The following is a 17618-nucleotide window of genomic DNA, read 5'->3' as shown; positions in this document are numbered from 1 at the left end:
ACACCGGAGACCGCCCCCCACCCCGGCGGCCCCAGCGGCCCGGCCGGGGCCGCCCGGGCCGCTGGGGCCGCCGGGGTGGGGGGCGGTCTCCGGTGTGGTGGGCTCCTCCGGCCGCGCTCCCGGTTGCGGCGCCACCTGGGTGGGGTCGTGCGGGTGGCCGGAGAGCGGGCCCGACGGTGGCCCTGTCGGGTGACTGTCCGGCGGCGGTGAAGAAGTCACGGGTGGCCCTTCCGACGCGTGTGGGCCATCCGGCTATGCGAATTTTGCCCGTGTTTGTCGATGTCAAGGACATTGTGTGCCCGGGTTCGGTACGGTCCGCAAGCGGGGCGGTACACAGGGTGCTTACGGTGGTGGGGACCGCCGTCCACGCGGGCACGGCACCGCGTCGCGCGCTCCGCGGCGGAGCGTCACGGCGCCTCGTGCGCGGCCGTGACGGCGCCCACCCGGCGGACCGCCTGCAAGGGCGGTCCCGTACCGGCAGGAGAGAGCTTGAGCCAGCTGCGAGGCACCACGTCGGCCGGTCCCCCCGGCCCGGTATCCGCCCACCGCGCCCCGCCCGAGGTCCGGGCCTGGGCACACGCGCTCGGGACGGCGGTGGCGGGCATCGTCACGATGATCGTGATCGCCACGCTCGGCCTGTGGGCGGCCGGCGCCGCGGACCTCCCCGGCGGGGCGTTCCCCTCGGTGGTCGCGGCCACGGTGGTGGTCGCCGCCGGCGGCTCGGTCGGCCTGTCCGGCGACGTCGGAGCCCTCGCCCGGGCCCATGCGAACCTCGACGCCGTACCGCTGTCGGTCACGCTCGCCGGGGCGCTGGTGACCGCCGCCGTCTTCCTGCTGCCGCTGCGCCACCGGGCGGTGGCCGGCACCGGGGAGCTGCTCGGCCGGATCGGCCGTACGGCGGTGTGCTGGCTGGTGCTTCTGCTGCTGCTCGCGCTCGCGGCCGCGCACGACTTCCGGATCTCGGTGGGCAACGACCTCGCCGACCAGCTCGGCGCCGAGCTGGGCGCCACCCCCGTCATCGGCTTCCGCGCCGACCTGCCCGCGACGCTCGGTGTCGGGCTGCTCTGGGTGCTGGCGCTGCTCGTGCTGACCTTCCTCATCTCGCGCCGCGCCCCGCTCTCCCCGCGGCTGCTGCACTTCCAGGACTCGGTACGGCCCCCCGCCTTCGCGATGCTGCTGACCCTGCTCACCTATGCCGCGATCGGGCTGGTCATCGGCATCGTCGAGCTCTTCACCCGGGGGGATCCGGCACGGACCTTCGCCGTCATCTTCCTCGGGCTGCCCAACCTGGCCTGGATGGCGCTGGGCATCGGCACCGGCGGTGGCTGGGTGGGGCACGTCGACAAGGCCATCGGGCTCCCCGTGCCGCCCGCCCTCGACCAGGTGCTGCGCACCCGCGGGCAGCGGACCCTGGACCTCGGTTCGCTCGCCGCGCACGACGGCCGGGTCTGGCTGCTGGTGGCGGTGGCGGCCGTGGTGCTGCTCGCGGTCGCCTTCCGCGCGGCCGTGCGCTCCCCGGCCCGGCGGCCGGCCTGGCGGCACGCCGTCGAGATGGCCGTGGCGCTGGCGCTCACCCTGTTCACCGTCGGACTGCTCACCCGGATCTCCGCCAGCTTCGGCCTCTCCGTGATCGGCGTCGGCGACCTCGGGGGCGGCCTGGGCAATGGGGTCACCCTGGAACCGCAACTCCTGCGCCTGGTGGGGGTGGGCCTCCTGTGGGGGCTGGTCACCGGCTTCCTCGGCAGCCTGCTGGCGCGGCGGGTACGGCACCCGGGCGAGGTACCGGCACCACAGCGCCCACCGGAACCCTGACCTCACACCGCCGGTGGCTGCCCCGCGCGGCCCGGGAACACCGGGGTGGCCCAGCGCGGGGGCGGCGGGGGCGCCGCGCTGCGCCGGCCGCCCGGGTCCGCCCGGGCGTCCACCTGCGTCACGGGATGCGCCCGGGCAGCACCCACCGCTGCCCCGGGACCCGCGGTCCGACCGGCCGCACGCAGCGCCGCCACGAAGCCCCGGCAGGTCTCGTAGCGGTCCTCGGGCGCCTTGGCCAGTGCCTGGGCGAACACCGCGTCGACGGACTCCGGCAGATCCGTCCGCTGCCGGGTCGGGGGCGGCGGCGGATCGTACTGGTGCGCCCACAACAGCGCCATGTCGTCGTCGCGCCGGAAGGGCGGTGCCCCGGTCAGCATTTCGAAGAGGACGCAGGCCAGGCTGTAGACGTCGCAGCGGCCGTCCACCGGGCGGCCCGAGATCTGCTCCGGCGCCACATAGTCCAGGGTGCCGACGAACTGGCCGACGCTGGTGAACCCGGTCAGCGACAGGGACTTCTTCGTCAGCCCGAAGTCGGTGAGGTAGGCGTGCTCGGGGCGGTCGCTGTCGGTGCCCTCGGCGATCAGGATGTTGCCCGGCTTGACGTCCCGGTGCACCAGGTCGTGCGCATGGGCCGCGTCCAGCGCCGAGGCCACCTGGAGGGCGATCCGGCAGGCGGTCTCCAGCGGGAGCGGCCCGTCGCGGTCGAGCAGCGCCCGCAGATCCCGCCCCTCGACGTAGCGCATCGCGATGTAGAGCACGCCCTCGGTCTCCCCGGCCTCGAAGACCGGCACGATGTGCGGGTGGTCGATCGCCGCGGCCACCCGCGACTCATGGGCGAAGCGCTGCCGGAAGGTGTCGTTCCGGGCGAGCTCGGGCGCCAGCAGCTTGACCGCCACGGTGCGGCCCAGCCGCAGATCCTCCGCCCGGTAGACCACGGCCATCCCGCCCCGGCCGATCTCGTCCTGGAGCAGATATCCGGCGAGTTGCCGCCCGCGCATCGCGGGGGCGGACGTGGCACGCTCCTGGCCCGGGCCGGCCGCTTCCTGCTCGCCGTTCACCGGAGGTCACCCGCGTCCGGCGGCCGGCGGCGGCCCGCCGGGGTCCATGGCCCGGGTCCGGTCGGGGTCCGGCGGAGGAGGCCCGTCCGGCGGCCCCGCGGGGCCGGGGTCCGTACCGGACGCGGCGTCCCCGGAAACGGTGCCGGATGCGGGCCCGGCGGGCTTCTGCGCCGGATCCGCCGCGCCCTCCGGCCGGTCCGTCGCGCCCGTTGGCTCGTCCACCGCGCCCGTCGGCCCGTCAGCCGCGCCCTCCTCCGCCCCGTACGTCGCGTCCGGCGCGTCCCGCCCGCCGGAGCCCGGCTCCGGCGGCTTCTGCGCTCCCGGCCGTGAGGAGGGCTTCGACGCCACGGCGTACGTCTGCAACGACACCCCGTCGCAATAGCACCAGCGCTCGTGCCGGGCGTCGTACAGCCAGACCGCATCGCCGTCCACGACCACCCCCAGCCGCTTGCCCCGGGTGCGCCGGGTGAACGACTCGCCGTCCAACTGCCCGGCTGCCAGCTCCTCCACGAGGTGCCGGTACCGGCTCAGCTCCTCCTCCGCCGCGCCCAGCAGCGGCCGGGGGTCCGCGGTCCGGGCGGCGGGCTGTGCGGCGGCCGGCGGTTCGCGCGGGACGGACAGCAGCAGCCGGCCGTCCACCCAGGTCGACCAGCCGTTGGAGCACAGTGCCAGGGCCCAGTCGCCCCGGCGGTCGACGACTTGGACCGGCAGCAGCGGGTCGAGCGGCGAGGACGGGCGGGTGGTGTCCGGGGCCGCCCAGGTCGCCATCCCCTCCGGTGGGACGACATGGCTGGGGAGGAACTCGGGCGAGGTCATCGGCGGCTCCCGGGCGCTACTCACGCATGATCTCGGGCTCGTGCCGCCGCAGCAGCCTGAGCACCACGAAGCCGAGGATCAGCGAGAGCACGATCATCATGCCCATGTCCAGCAGCCAGATCCCCGCGGAGTGCTGGAACAGCGGGTCGGTGGTGCTTGCCTGCGGTACGAGATGGTGCAGATCGATGGTGCCCGCCATGGCGCCGAGCGCCCACCGGGACGGCACCAGCCACGACAGCTGCTCCAGCACCGGCACGCCGGTCAGTTTCAGCAGCGCACCGCAGAACACGACCTGGACGATCGCGAGGAGGACCAGCAGCGGCATGGTGACCTCCTCCTTCCGCACCAGCGCGGACACGAACAGGCCGAGCATCATGGCGGTGAAGGCCAACAGGGCCACCGCCAGGGTGATTTCGAGCAGCGGCGGCAGCAACACGCCCTTGCCGCCCGGTGCGTTCAGTTTGACGCCGAACAGCGCCACCAGGGTCAGCACCACGGCCTGGACGATCGTGATCGACCCCAGTACCAGCACCTTGGACATCAGATACGCCGAGCGGGACAGGCCGACGGCTCTCTCCCGTTGATAGATCGTCCGCTCCTTGACCAGTTCCCGTACCGCGTTGGCGGCGCCGGTCAACACCGCTCCGACACACAGGATCAGCAGGGCGTTGATGGCGCCCGCCCCCTCGGCGAGCGAGGACCCGGCCAGGGCGTGCGCCATCGCCCCCATCACGAACGGCAGCGCCACCATGATGACCAGGAAGGTCCGGTCGGCGGACAGCGCCGCCGCATAGCGCCGGACCAGCGTGTGCAGCTGTTTGCCCCAGCTCTGTGCCTTGGGCGCGGACACCGGCCCCCGCGGCGCCTCCGGGGCGCGCGGCGGCTGGTGGGACTCCATCGCGATGTAGCGGCGGTGCTGCGGCGAGGCGCGGAACTCGCCCGCCCAGTCACGGTCCCGGTCGTTCTCGAACGCCTCGAACGCCTCCGGCCACTGCGTGTACCCGAAGTAGCGCAGCGCCTCCTGCGGCGGCCCGTAGTAGGCGATCGTGCCGCCCGGCGCCAGGATCAGCAGCCGGTCGCAGACATCGAGGCTCAGCACGCTGTGGGTGACGACGATGACGGTACGGCCGTCGTCCGCGAGGCCGCGCAGCATATGCATGACGGAGCGGTCCATTCCGGGGTCGAGCCCGGAGGTCGGTTCGTCGAGGAAGAGCAGCGACGGTTTCGTCAGCAGCTCCAGCGCGACGCTCACCCGCTTGCGCTGGCCGCCCGAGAGGCTGTGGATCGGCTGCTTGACCCGCTGGTCGAGGCCCAGTTCATGGATCACCTCGTCGACCCGCGCCTGCCGCTCGGCCTTCGCGGTGTCCTCGGGGAAGCGCAGCTGCGCGGCATAGCCGAGCGCCCGGCGCACGGTCAGCTGAAGATGCAGGATGTCGTCCTGCGGGACCAGCCCGATGCGCTGGCGCAGCTCGGCGTAGTCGCGGTAGAGGTCACGGCCGTCGTAGAGCACCGTGCCGTCGTCCGCGGGGTGCAGTCCGGTCAGCGCGTTGAGCAGCGTCGACTTGCCCGCGCCGCTCGGTCCGACCACGGCGAGCAGCGACTTCTCACCCACCGGGAACGAGACCTTGTCCAGCAGCGTCTTGCGGCCCTTGTCGACGCGTACGGCCAGGTCCTGCACGTCCAGTGACACCTCGCCGGTGTCGACGAACTCCTGGAGTTCGTCGCCGACCAGGGCGAACGCGGAGTGCCCGATACCGACGATGTCGCCGGGGATCATCGGGGCCCGGTCCACCGGCTGGCCGTTGAGGTAGGTGCCGTTGTGGCTGTCCAGGTCGACGATCTCGAAACCGTCCGGGCCCGCGCGCAGCTCCGCGTGCCGCCGGGAGACCGTGAGGTCGTCGACGACCATGTCGTTGTCGCTCGCGCGGCCGATCCGGGTGGTCCGGGCGGCCGGCAGCGGCCGCACCGCACTGGGCCGGCGGAAGGTGCTGGTGCCCGCGGGGTGGGAGACGGCCGAGGGCCGCTCGACCCGGGTCGGGCGGGGCGGCACGGAGAGCACCGCGCACGGCCCGTCGGCGGGGTTGCCGAACCGGATCACGCTGCCGGGCCCGACCCCGGACTCCTGCACCCGCCGCCCGTCGGCGTAGGTGCCGTTGGTGCTGCCCTCGTCCTCAACGGTCCAGTGCCCGGCCTTGGCCCGGAGCACCGCGTGATGCCAGGAGACCCGGGCGTCGCTCAGCACGACCTCGCTCGCGGGGTCCCGTCCGACGTGGTAGACGCGGCCGGGGTCCATCACCTGGGTGCCGCCGTCGGACTCCACGACGAGCTCCGGCGCGGTGGGCGCGTCCTGCCACTCGGCCATACCAGAATTTTACGGCGGAGGGACCGGCTCCGCCTCTTCGCGCGGCGGCACCGCGGCCCACAAAGACCCTACCCAAAACGGCATTTCGCGACATGATCCCCCTTTATTGCGAGCGCATACGACCGGTTACTCGCGAGAATGGGCACAGGTCAACTAGGGTGAGCGATCCGATTGGCCGCACTTTCAAATTCCATGGAAATGCCGGAATTTGTTGCACTGATCGAAGGAAGTCCTGTCGAACCAGGACGACAAGTACAGCGCAGGGCTGCGTGGTGCCGGCAACACCGCAGAGCGTCGGCTTTGTAGGACCCAGCCGGCCCGTCCGTCCTCCGTGGTACGGCGGTGCCGGTCCCTTCTTATTCACCTACCTCCTGAAGGCAAGGCAGAGATGGCACGAGTCTCCCGACACGACCCCGAGCAGATCTCCCGCGACGGCACGCACCCGGTCGACGAGGTGCTCCCGGTCGGCAAGCTCACGCTCTACGGATTCCAGCACGTCCTCGCCTTTTACGCGGGCGCGGTGATCGTCCCGATCATCCTCGGGAACGCCCTCGGCCTGTCCCACGAACAGCTGGTCTACCTGATCAATGCGGACCTGCTGACCTGCGGTATCGCCTCGATCATCCAGGCCCTGGGCATCTGGAAGATCGGCGCCAGGCTGCCGTTGGTCCAGGGCGTCACCTTCACCGCCGTCTCGCCGATGATCGCGATCGGCCTGGGGGCCGGCGGCGGCACCGCCGGACTGCTCGTCGTCTACGGCGCGGTGATCACGGCAGGCATAGCGACCTTCCTCTTCGCGCCGTTCTTCAGCAAGCTGGTGAAGTACTTCCCGCCGGTCGTCATCGGCACGATCCTCACCATCATCGGCCTCACCCTGATCCCGCAGGGCCTCAAGGACGCCGCCGGCGGTGCGAAGCTGATCGGACACCCCGAATTCGGCGATCTCAAGAACCTCGGATACGCGCTGGGGACCCTGCTGTTCATCCTGCTCGTGGTGCGGCTGGGGAAGCCGTATCTCAGCAGCCTCGCCGTATTGCTCGGCCTGGTCGCCGGCACGGCGGTCGCCTGGTTCTTCGGCGACGCGGATTTCGGCGCGGTGAAGGATTCCGCCTGGTTCGGCGTCAGCACGCCATTCCACTACGGAATGCCGAAGTTCGAGCTCTTCCCGATCATCGCCATGCTCGTCGTCATGCTGATCACCATGGTGGAGACCACCGGCGACGTCTACGCCATCGGGGAGATCACCCGTAAGCGGATCGACAACACCACCGTCGCCAGCGCCCTGCGCGCGGACGGTATCGCCACCGTTCTGGGCGGGGTGCTCAACTCCTTTCCGTACGTGGCATTTGCGGAAAACATCGGCCTGGTGCGGATGTCGAAGGTCATGAGCCGGTTCGTGGTGGTCGCGGCCGGCTTCTTCATGATCGTGATGGGGCTGCTGCCCAAGGCGGGCAGCGTGGTGGCCGCGATTCCGCATCCGGTGCTCGGCGGCGCCGCGATCGCGATGTTCGGCATGGTCGCCACGGTCGGTATCCAGATCCTGGGCAAGGTGGATCTGCGCGAGGAGCGCAATGCGCTGATCCTGGCGGTCAGCTTCGCCGCCTCGCTGCTGCCGACCGCGGTCGAGCCGTTCTTCCAGCGGATGCCGGAGGACGTCCGGGCGGTCCTCGACAGCGGGATCACCCTCGGCAGTCTGACCGCCGTGCTGCTGAACCTCTTCTTCAACGTCTTCACCCGCCGCAGGACGATGGAGATCGACTGGGACGAGATCGCGGCCGACGAACCGGACGAAGCGCCCGGGCCCATGGATGCCCACGCGCCCGCGGAGCCGTACGCGCCGGCCGACCCTTACGGTCCGCACGGAGCCCCGGCGCCGAACACCCCGGGCGGCCCGCAGTACCCGCCGCACCCGCAGAGCCCCCAGTGGGGTCCGTCCGGCCAGGGTCACTGAGTCCGCCGACGGCCGCGGGCGGGGCGGGACCTGGCAACACGTCCCGCCCCGCCCGAGTCCGCCCGCCCGCCTCCGGTGCCCCGTGCTGTCCCGTCAGTGCGTGGGCACGGTGTGGAACGGCGGTGCCTCGCCCGCGTCCCCGATCAGCTCCCAGAAGTGGTCCACCAGCCGGCGCAGATACGCCGAACGCTCGGCCGCGACCTCCTTGAGGCGGGCGTCGGCGCTCCGCGCCACGACATGCCCCATGTAGCGCTCGGAGAACTCCGCGAACTCCGCATGCATCGTGCGCAGGGCGTCGCTCACCCGGGTCTTGTTCAGCGTGGTGATCGTGGCGACCGGGCCGACGTGCGACTTCCAGCGCCCGTCGATGGCCGTCCGCAGATGCCCGGTCAGCTCCTCGTTGTGCCCCATCACCGCGATCAGCTTGCGCAGCGACAGCCCGAGCGCGTCCACCAGCGCCTTGGTCTGCCGGTAGTCGCCCGTCCACTGCTGTGCCTCCTCGGCCGCCCGGTATCGGGCCGGGTCCATGCCGATCAGCTGCGACAGGCGCTCCACGCTCAGCTGGCGGGCCATCCGGTGTTCGGCCAGGGTCCGCGGCTCGACGCCCATCAGCACGGTCGGCGGGCACCACAGGACATCGGCCAGGGCGAACAGCTGCGGCTCGGTGGGGAGCTGGGAGCCGTACTCCCAGGCGTCGACGAGCTCGGGGCGTACCGGCGCTCCGCATGCCGTCATGGCCTGGGCCACCTGAGCCGTGCTCAGGCCCACCCGGGCCCGCGCGGATCTGGCCTCTGCGGGGGAAAAGGGAGTGCTGTACACGTTCGGGACACCTCGCTGCACCCGGCGGACGAAGGGTGCTTGGGGGACTGGAGATGGAGGAACATCCAGGAGCGGGCAGATTAACAGATGGTCCATACGTACGAATCTCCAGTTCGCCCTTCGGATTGAAGGCGTCACGGGCCTTGAAGATCGGGGTGCGGGGGATGTGCGCTATCTGTCCGATTTCATGCCTCAACTCGCTTACCGGGTATAGCCGATGGCTCGTCATTTACCGGGCGGTAGCGATTCTTGGGACCGGCAGCAGCTGGCTCCCGCCACGGCCGCTCAGTCGGCCAGGAGTTCCAGATCCAGCCGGCCGATGCGCTCGGCGTCGGCGAGCAGTTCGATGGCGACGACCCGGCCGTCCCGGATGGTGAATCCGAAGACGACCCGGGGGGTGCCGCCCGGGGCCCAGACGAGTCCCGCGGTGCCACCGATGAGCGCCGGCTGTGCGGCCTCGGCCCGTCCCACGAAGGCCTCGGCCACCGCCGCCGCCCCGTGCGCCGGGCCCGCCCCCGCCAGCGCGGCCGCGGCGTCGGTGCTCAGCTCCGCCTCCGGGTCGAGCAGCGCCAGCAGCGTCCCGAAGTCCCCGCCGCGCGCGGCCGCGAGAAAGGCCTCGACGGCCTCGCGCTGGCGGGCGACATCGGTCTCGGGAAGGCCGGGCACGCCGCGCACCCGGCGGCGGGCCCGGTCCGCGAGCTGCCGGGTCGCGGCCGGGGTGCGCTCGACGACCGGGGCGATCTCGTCGTACGGCACGGCGAACATGTCGTGCAGCACGAACGCCAGCCGTTCGGCGGGCGCCAGCGTGTCCAGGACGACGAGCAGCGCGAGGCCGACGGAATCGGCGAGCACCGCCTGCCGTGCGGGCCCGGTGGCCTCGTCGGCCGCGGGCCCCGCGGCCGTCTCCGTCCGGTGCGCCTCCCCGGGGTCCTGCCGCCGGGTGGCGCGCGAGCGCAGCATGTCGAGCGACACCCGCGCGACGACCGTGGTGAGCCGGCCGCCGAGGTTCTCCACCTCATCGGCGCCGGAGCGGCTCAGCCGCAGCCAGGCCTCCTGGACGGCGTCCTCCGCCTCGCCGGTCGAGCCGAGCGCCCGGTAGGCCACCGCCCGCATCCGGGGGCGGTACCGCTCGAACCGCTCCGCCGGCAGGTCCTGCTCGTCCATCGGTCACCCGTCCCTCGTCCGTCGTGGTGGCGTGCCGGAGACGTGACCCGTGGGGCAGAGCCGGTGTGACCCCCGAGCGTCAGGCTGCCACGCAGCGGGGTGCGCCGCCCGTCACCGGCGAGGTGTGGCGAGGCGGGCCCGTGCGGGGTGTGGCGAGGCGGGCCCCTGCGGAGCCGCGGTGTCCGGCCGGCGGCTCGCAGGGGTCGGCGGGTGCCCCAACGCCCGTATCAGAACTCGGAGTTGGCGAACCAGCGGGCCAGCAACTCCTCGTCGCCGGCGGTCTCGACGGCGTCTGCGCTGCGGTCGAGGCGGCCGTACAGGAGGAGCAGCAGATCCGCGGCGGGTGCCTCGACACCGGCGTCCGCGGAGTCGGGGGCCGCGGCCTCCGGGGCGAGGCCGAAGCCGTCGTGCCGCAGGCGGACCAGCCAGTCGCCGGCCGTGTCCGTGCACCGGAAGCGGAGGGTCTCGCCGTTGCCGCGCAGGTGCGCCACCTTGGGGGCGAAGGAGGCCGCGAACGGCAGATTGACCAGGAACTCGTCCACGCCGTCGGCCGCGAGTACGGGATCGATCACCGGCCGGAGACCGACGGCACGCTCCGCGTCGGTGCGGTGCACCAGCGTCTCGAACAGCATCCGCCGCATCCAGAACCGGGCGTGCGGGTCGGCACCCCAGGCCCACATCGGGGCGTCCGGGTCTGTCCCGGCGAAGGCATCGGCGGCCTCCGCCGCACTCGCCGTCAGCCAGCCGGCCCAGCCGCTGTCGTCCGCGGGCAGCCGCAACTCCACCTCGCGGCTGCGCGGAGGCTCCTGGACCCGCCGGCGCAGCAGGAGCGAGAACAGCCGCTGCACGCTCCCGGTGTGACGGACCAGGTCCCGGAGCGTCCACTCGGGGCAGCCGGGCACCGGGACCGACAGGTCCGCGCCGTCCAGTGCCGCCACGAACCGCGCGGTCTGTGTCGCGACGGCGTCGCGGTGCACGGCTGGGGCGACGGCCGCCCGGCCCGGGGTGTCCGACGGGTTCATGGGCGCTGCTCTTCCGCTCGCTGCGGCCCGGCGACCGGACCGCCGGGCCTGTGCGCGCAGCCTGTCACAACCGGCCGGGGAGGGGACGAGCGGCCACCCGGTGGGCAGGTGGCCGCCAATACCGTCGCCACCGGCACCGTCCGCCGGGTCAGCCGACGTGGACCCGCGGGCGCCGGGCCGGGTCGGGCTCGGCGCGGCGGAGGACCTCCCGGGCGACCGGCGCGACCTCGCCGTCACCGAAGACCAGGAAGCGCAGCAGATGGCTGACCGGATGGCCCTCGGTCCAGTTGAAGTAGATGTGCGGCACCTGGCCGGTGTGCTCGCGCAGCTGCATCAGCACGGCCGCGATGGTGTTCGCCACGCCGGCGCCCTCGACCCGCAGGATCTGCGCCCCGTACCGCTCCTCGCCCCGGACGTGCAGGTCCGTGGTGAAGTCCGAGGAGTCCCGGACCGTCACCTCCAGGAACAGCACCGGCCGGCCGTCGGGGATATGGGTCTCCTCGCGCTGGCTGTACTCCTTCTCCCGGTACTCCGCCGCGTCCCGCTCATCGGGCTCGTTGGCGATCAGCCGCAGCGGACCGGCCGCCAGCGCGGTGTCGATCAGCCGCTGTGCCGTTTCGTCGAAGTCGACCTGTACGGCGCGCAGTTCGAAGGCCCGGTGGACCCGCGAGGCGAACGAGGTCAGCAGGATGCCGAGGATGAACAGCAAGGCGATCTTCAGACCGTCCGGCCGCTCGATGACATTGGTGACCAGGGTGTAGCCGAAGACCAGGGTGATGGCGCCGAACCCGACGGTGGCCGCGCGCAGCCGCCGGTGGCGGGCGGCGACGGTGGAGGCGAACGACGCCGAGAGCATCAGCACCAGCACGCCGGTGGCGTAGGCACCGCTCTGGTCGTCGACGCTCGCGTTGAAGAAGAAGGTGATGCCGAAGGCGGTGGCCAGGAAGATGAGCACCAGCGGACGCACCGCCCGGGTCCACTCCGGTGCCATGCCGTAGCGCGGCAGATAGCGCGGTACGAGGTTGAGCAGTCCGGCCATCGCCGAGGCGCCGGCGAACCAGAGGATGGCGATGGTGGAGATGTCGTAGACGGTGCCGAAGCCCTCGCCGAGGTACTGGTGCGCCAGATACGCCAGCGCCCGCCCGTTGGCCGCGCCGCCGGTGTCGAACTCCTTCTGCGGAATGAGCAGGGTGGTCGCCAGGCTCGACAGCAGCAGGAAGCCGCTCATGACCAGCGCCGCGGTGGTCAGCAGCCGGCGGGTGCCGCGGATCCGGCCGGCCGGGCGCGCGGGGGTGTCGGCGGCGTCGCCCCGGATCTGCGGCATGACGGCGACACCCGTCTCGAAGCCGGACATGCCCAACGCCAGCTTGGGGAAGACCAGCAGCGCCACCCCGACGATCGCCAGCGGCGAGGAGTGCCCGGCGGTCAGCGTGCCCCACCAGTTGTCGATCACCACCGGGTGCGACAGCACGTGCCAGGCCGCGGTGCCCAGGACGACGACGTTCAGCGTCAGATAGACCCCGACCAGACCGACGGCTATGCCTATCGCCTCACGGAAACCCTTGAGGAAGACCGCGCCCAGGGCGGCCAGCAGCAGCAAGGTGATCCACAGGTTCGCGCCGTGCAGCAGGGGAGGGGCGAACGGGTTCTCCACGACGTGCGCCGAGGCGTCCGCGGCCGACAGCGTCATGGTGATGATGAAGTCCGTGGCGGCGAACCCCAGCAGCACCAGCACCAGCAGCTTGCCCGCCCACCAGGGCAGCAGCCGCTCCAGCATGGCGATCGAACCCTCGCCGTTCGGGCTCTCCTTGGCGACCCTGCGGTACACCGGGAGGGCGCCGAGCAGGGTCAGCGCGATCAGGACGAGGGTGGCGAACGGTGAGAGCACCCCGGCCGCCAGCGCGGCGATGCCCGGCTGATAGCCCAGGGTCGAGAAGTAGTCGACACCCGTGAGGCACATCACGCGCCACCAGGAGTGCCCCTTGTGCTCTGCCGGCGGGGTGCCGTGCGGCCCGGGGTGGCGGGCGGCCTGACTGCTCAGCCCGTCCAGCAGCCAGGCACGCCACCGCCGGGAGGCGGGGGCAGGGGGCGTGGGGTCCGCCTGGACAGTGGTGGTCATGTGGGCACGTCCTGCCGATCTCTTCGGTCGTCGGATTTGGGCAACGAGCAGCGAGTATGCATCACCGTGGGGGCGGTGTCGCCGGTTGCCCCGCCCCAGACGACATGCTCGGCGTCAAGAAAGCGTTAGGACGACGTCAGGAAGCGTCTGTGGTCCGTACGTACGGCGTTAAGGACCGCGCGGCGACGCTCCCGCCCGCCCTTCGGCGCGCAGTCTGGCGGCAGGGTCCACCGCGGGTCCACCGGACCGCACCGGTCCGCCGCAGGGGCCGCAGCTGGAGGTGTTCCCCATGGCTCTGCTGCACCGGCCGGCGCCCGCGCGCCGCCCCCTCGCAGTCCGGCGTCCCTTGCCCCGCGCGGCGGCGCGCCCCGCGCGCCCGGCCCACCCGGTGGCACCCGGCCGCACCCTCGCCCGTGACCTCGCCCTGCCGCTCGGCGCGGTGGGAGCGGCGCTCCTGGCGACCGCCCTGATGCTGGCCGGCGGGAGTGCCCCCGCCCCCGTCGCGCCGGCCGCCTTCCTCCTGCTGACGGTGGTGTTCTCCGCGCTCGCCCGGCCGGTTGTGGTGCCCGTGGTGGCCCTGGTGTCCTGGCTGTTCTACGACGGCTTCGTGCTGAACGGGCACTCCGACCTGGCCTTCCGGGCGCAGGACCGGACGGCTCTGCTGATGCTTCTCCTCGCTGCTGCCGCGGGCGCGTGCGGTGCCGCCGCCGTGCGCGCCGTCCGGCGCCGGTCGGCCTGCTGACCATCCGCGCCGGCTGACGTCCGCACCGGCCGCCCGGACCGGTCCGGGCCGTCGCCCGCGCCCCGCGGTGCTGTCTCCGGCGTCGTCGCGTACGACGGACGGGCCGGGTCGTCAGCGCCGGCAGCAGTGGTGGCGGCAACGGGCGACGGCCGTCCGCCGCCGGCGGGACGCGGCCCGCTGCCAGGGGCGCGCGGCCCCCAGGAAACCGAGCCCGATGCCCAGCAGCCAGACGTCCTTCGCCAGCTGAATGCCGTCCTGGGTCGGCCGCAGACTCTTCGGCTGCCGCATCCCCGGCATCCGCAGATACAGCCCGACCAGTCCGCCGGAGAACCCGGTCAGCGCCAGTCCCGCCAGTCGGGTCGGCACGAACGGCGCCAGCAGCGCGCCGCCGACCGCGATCTCGGCGCACGCCAGCAGCCGGGTGAACCGCTCGGCGGGCACCCGGTCCAGGAACGGATAGGCGACGACGGCCATCCCGTGCAGGCCCTCGGAGGTCGCCCGGTCGGCCCGCAGGTGCGACAGCCCGGAGTTGAGGACGAAGGCGCCGGTGGCCAGTCGGGGAGCCACATCTCGCGCTTCGGGCAGGTACACCACAGGAGCCTCCAAGATCAAGTCTTCGGCCCCCTGAACGAGCCTAGCCAGGGGATCACCGGGCTGCATCCGACGACGGCCGTGGCCGACACCCCCGGGCGACCACGGCGGACACCCTCCGGCGACCACGGCGCGACGGGACGGCGCCCGCACCGCCGCCCTCACAACTCGGGCACGTCGCCCCACTGGTCGAGGACGTCGTCGGCCGACTCCGGGCCGGTGGGCGGCCCGCTTCCGTCGAGGGACTGCTCGGTCCAGATGACCTTGCCGCCGGGGGTGTACCGGGTGCCCCAGCGCTGGGCGAACTGGGCGACCAGGAAGAGCCCGCGGCCGCCCTCGTCCGTGGTGGCGGCCCGGCGCAGATGCGGGGAGGCGCTGGTGCCGTCGGAGACCTCGCAGATCAGGCTGCGGTCGTAGAGCAGGCGGACCCGGATCGGCTGGGCGCCGTAGCGGATGGCGTTGGTGAGCAGCTCGCTGAGGATCAGCTCGGTGGTGAACTGGGTCGCGCTCAGCCCCCAGGACTCCAGCATGTCCAGACAGGCCGCCCGGACGGGTGCGACCGCCGCCGGGTCGGAAGCCACCTCCCAGTCGGCGACCCTGGCGGGGTCCAGCAGCCGGGTACGGGCCACCAACAGGGCGATGTCGTCGCTGGGGTGGGCGGGCAGCATCGCGTCGAGGACCGCCGTACAGGTCTGCTCCGGGGTGCGGTCCGCCCCGGCGGCCAGCGCCGTACGGAGCAGCTCCAGACCGGTGCCGATGGCGCGGTCACGGTTCTCCACCAGCCCGTCCGTGTACAGCACCAGCCGGGAGCCCTCGCTCAGGGTGAGCTCCGCGGTCTCCACCGGCACGCTGCCGCCCAGGCCCAGCGGCGGGGAGACGGGGACCTCGGGGAACGCGACGGTGCCGTCGGGGCCGATCACGGCCGGCCCGGGGTGGCCGGCCAGGGCCAGGGTGGTCCGGCCACCCACCGGGTCGTAGATGGCGTACAGACAGGTCGCGCCGGTGATGCCGGTGCGCCCCGCGCCCGCCGGGCCGCCGTCGGTGTGGCCGGGCGGCCCACCCGGCCACAACCCCTCGTCGCCGGGCCCGTCCCCGCCCCCGTCGCCGGTGCCGAGGCCGGCCGCCCGTGCCTCGTCGGTGTCGATATGGCTGACCAGTTCGTCCAGATGGCTGAGCAGCTCGTCGGGCGGCAGATCGAGGGCGGAGAAGTTGTGGACCGCGGTACGCAGCCGGCCCATGGTGGCAGCGGCGTGCAGGCCGTGGCCGACGACATCGCCGACCACCAGTGCCACCCGGGCGCCCGGCAGCGGGATGACGTCGAACCAGTCGCCGCCCACCCCGGCATGGGCCGGCAGATAGCGGTGCGCCACCTCCAGGGCGGACTGCTCGGGCAGGGTCTGGGGCAGCAGACTGCGCTGCAGGGTGACGGCCGTGGTGTGCTCGCGGGTGTAGCGGCGGGCGTTGTCGATCGCGACCGCGGCCCGCGCGGTCAGCTCCTCGGCGAACGCCAGGTCCTCCTCCTCGAAGCGACCGGAGGCCTCGGCCCGCCAGAAGTTGGCGACCCCGAGGATCACGCCCCGCGCCTGGAGCGGTACCGAGATCAGCGACCGGATCCCCCGGTCCAGCACGCGCCGGGCGCCCGCCACGTTCTGCCGCCGCCAGTCGTCCGCCGCGTGCAGATCCCCCACGAGTACCGGCCGTCCGCTCGCCAGCACCTGGGCCATCGGGGTGCCGTCCACCACGGGGAGGGCCTCGCCGACCCGGTAGGCCGCCGTCTCCTCGGGGAGGCCGCGGAGCGCCGTCCGCCGCAGCACCGCGTTCGCCCCGGTCTCCGGTTCGCCGCCGTGCTGCACCGATTCCAGCAGTTCGACGGTGACCACATCGGCGAACCGGGGGACCGCGACGGCCGCCAGTTCCTCGGCGGTGCGCCCCACGTCCAGCGTGGTGCCGATCCGCAGCCCCGCGTCGTAGATCAGCCGCAGCCGCTCCTGGGCCACCCCCGCCCGGCCGGACAACGCCCGCAGCTCGGTGGTGTCCCGCAGCGTCACCACGGTCCCGGCCCGGCCGCTGCGGGGGGCGGTGGGCCGGACGTTGACCGAGAGCAGCCGGTCGCCCGCCAGATGCACCTCGTCGGTCGCGGGCCGTCCCGAGGCCAGCAGGGTGCTCAGCCGCGCCGACAGGCCCAGGTCCGTGACCGGGCGCCGCTCCGCGTCCGCGGGCAGTTCGAGCAGCCGCCGGGCCTCGTCGTTGGCCAGCAGCAGCACCCCGTCACAGCTGATGATCAGTACGCCCTCCCGTACGGCGTGCAGCACCGCGTCGTGGTGGTCGTACATCCGCCGCATCTCGGCCGGATGCAGCCCGTGCGTCTGCCGTCGCAGCCGGTTGCTCACCCATGCCGCCCCGCCGGTGACCAGCAGCAGCGCCCCGGCGGCGGAGCCGAGCAGCAGCGGCAGCTGGCGCTCCGTCCACTCGGCCGCCTGGTGGACGCGGATCGAGACGGAGACCAGCCCGGCGATCGAGCCGTTCTTGGCGCGGACCGGCACCGTGGTGCTCACCGCCCGGCCGACCGACGTGGTGAACGTGGCGGTGTGCGTCTTGCCGTCGAGCGGCGGCCGGTGGGCGACGGGTTTGCCGATCAGGCGGGGATCGGGGTGGGTCCAGCGGATGCCGTCGGGCCGGAGCGCGACGACGAGGTCCGCGCCGGAGGCCTTGCGCGCCGCCTCCGCCGCGGGCTGGAGCTGCGCGGTCGGGTCGGCGGACTGCATGGCGGCGAGGGTGCCCGGCGCATGGGCGAAGGTTTCGGCGCCGACGGCCGAACGCTGCCGGGCCTCCTGGGTACCCGCGCGCTCCGACTGGAAGAAGAGTGCCAGCAGCGCCGCGAGGACCAGCAGCACCGTGAGCGCGAGCTGCAGTACGAACACCTGGCCCGCGACGCTGTGGGCGGTCAGCAGCGCGCGCAGGTGCTGTCCCGGGGAGCGCGACGATCCCGGGGAATCGTCGCGCCCACGCCGGAAAAATTCCCTCATGGCCACATATTTAGCATTACACCCAGTCAGCCGTGACGCCCCCACGTGGTGGCGGTCCGCCGCGGCCGGAAAAACCGGTGGCGCCCCGACCGGCACCGCGTTAGCGTCTGCGGCGTTCGGGACGGCGGCAGTGGCC

The 17618-nt window shown here is 73.0% G+C and carries 12 protein-coding genes; 3 read left to right on the top strand and 9 right to left on the bottom strand.

Annotated elements, in window-relative coordinates; all coding sequences use genetic code 11:
- Window positions 1–489 precede the first annotated feature (489 nt).
- Window positions 490–1812, top strand: coding sequence for a streptophobe family protein (locus EST92_RS10580; protein ID WP_129280687.1), 1323 nt, complete (start codon window positions 490–492; stop codon window positions 1810–1812).
- Between the two features lie 2 nt (window positions 1813–1814).
- On the opposite strand, the gene EST92_RS10575 is transcribed toward EST92_RS10580, so the two are convergent.
- The 3 genes from EST92_RS10575 to EST92_RS10565 form a co-directional block, all read right to left on the bottom strand.
- Complete coding sequence (locus tag EST92_RS10575) at window positions 1815–2810, bottom strand: serine/threonine-protein kinase (RefSeq protein ID WP_129280689.1); 996 nt, start codon at window positions 2808–2810, stop codon at window positions 1815–1817.
- A gap of 66 nt (window positions 2811–2876) precedes the next feature.
- Window positions 2877–3686: a hypothetical protein gene (locus tag EST92_RS10570; protein ID WP_129280686.1), complete on the bottom strand. Its 810-nt coding sequence runs from the start codon at window positions 3684–3686 to the stop codon at window positions 2877–2879.
- Between the two features lie 16 nt (window positions 3687–3702).
- Entirely contained in the window at window positions 3703–6048 is a 2346-nt protein-coding gene (locus EST92_RS10565) for an FHA domain-containing protein (RefSeq protein WP_129280685.1), read from the bottom strand.
- Window positions 6049–6436: 388 nt separating this feature from the next.
- Between EST92_RS10565 and EST92_RS10560 the strand changes: the two genes are divergently transcribed.
- Complete coding sequence (locus tag EST92_RS10560; RefSeq protein WP_129280684.1) at window positions 6437–7999, top strand: nucleobase:cation symporter-2 family protein; 1563 nt, start codon at window positions 6437–6439, stop codon at window positions 7997–7999.
- 93 nt (window positions 8000–8092) lie between these two features.
- Here the strand turns inward: EST92_RS10560 and EST92_RS10555 are convergent, their stop codons facing one another.
- From EST92_RS10555 to EST92_RS10540, 4 genes are all read right to left on the bottom strand, one after another.
- The gene (locus EST92_RS10555; RefSeq protein WP_129280683.1) at window positions 8093–8734 is read right to left on the bottom strand and encodes a transcriptional regulator; all 642 of its coding nucleotides are present in this window, start codon (window positions 8732–8734) and stop codon (window positions 8093–8095) included.
- A gap of 369 nt (window positions 8735–9103) precedes the next feature.
- The gene (locus EST92_RS10550; protein WP_129280682.1) at window positions 9104–9982 is read right to left on the bottom strand and encodes a sigma-70 family RNA polymerase sigma factor; all 879 of its coding nucleotides are present in this window, start codon (window positions 9980–9982) and stop codon (window positions 9104–9106) included.
- 227 nt (window positions 9983–10209) lie between these two features.
- On the bottom strand, window positions 10210–11004 hold the full coding sequence (locus EST92_RS10545; protein WP_129280681.1) for a maleylpyruvate isomerase family mycothiol-dependent enzyme: 795 nt from the start codon (window positions 11002–11004) through the stop codon (window positions 10210–10212).
- A gap of 148 nt (window positions 11005–11152) precedes the next feature.
- Complete coding sequence (locus EST92_RS10540; RefSeq protein ID WP_129280680.1) at window positions 11153–13123, bottom strand: APC family permease; 1971 nt, start codon at window positions 13121–13123, stop codon at window positions 11153–11155.
- 289 nt (window positions 13124–13412) lie between these two features.
- Here EST92_RS10540 and EST92_RS10535 point away from each other — a divergent pair, with 289 nt between their 5' ends.
- Complete coding sequence (locus EST92_RS10535) at window positions 13413–13865, top strand: DUF4118 domain-containing protein (RefSeq protein WP_254068756.1); 453 nt, start codon at window positions 13413–13415, stop codon at window positions 13863–13865.
- 111 nt (window positions 13866–13976) lie between these two features.
- Here EST92_RS10535 and EST92_RS10530 read toward each other — a convergent pair whose 3' ends face one another.
- Complete coding sequence (locus EST92_RS10530) at window positions 13977–14459, bottom strand: hypothetical protein (RefSeq protein ID WP_129280679.1); 483 nt, start codon at window positions 14457–14459, stop codon at window positions 13977–13979.
- A 158-nt stretch (window positions 14460–14617) separates the two neighbouring features.
- Entirely contained in the window at window positions 14618–17482 is a 2865-nt protein-coding gene (locus tag EST92_RS10525) for a SpoIIE family protein phosphatase/ATP-binding protein (RefSeq protein WP_129280678.1), read from the bottom strand.
- Window positions 17483–17618 lie beyond the last annotated feature (136 nt).

It is taken from the genome of Streptomyces sp. TM32 (assembly GCF_004122755.1).
Classification (GTDB): Bacteria; Actinomycetota; Actinomycetes; order Streptomycetales; family Streptomycetaceae; genus Streptomyces; species Streptomyces sioyaensis.
The sequence above is the reverse complement of the archived record's forward strand: the minus strand, read 5'-3'. Positions and strand labels throughout refer to the sequence as shown.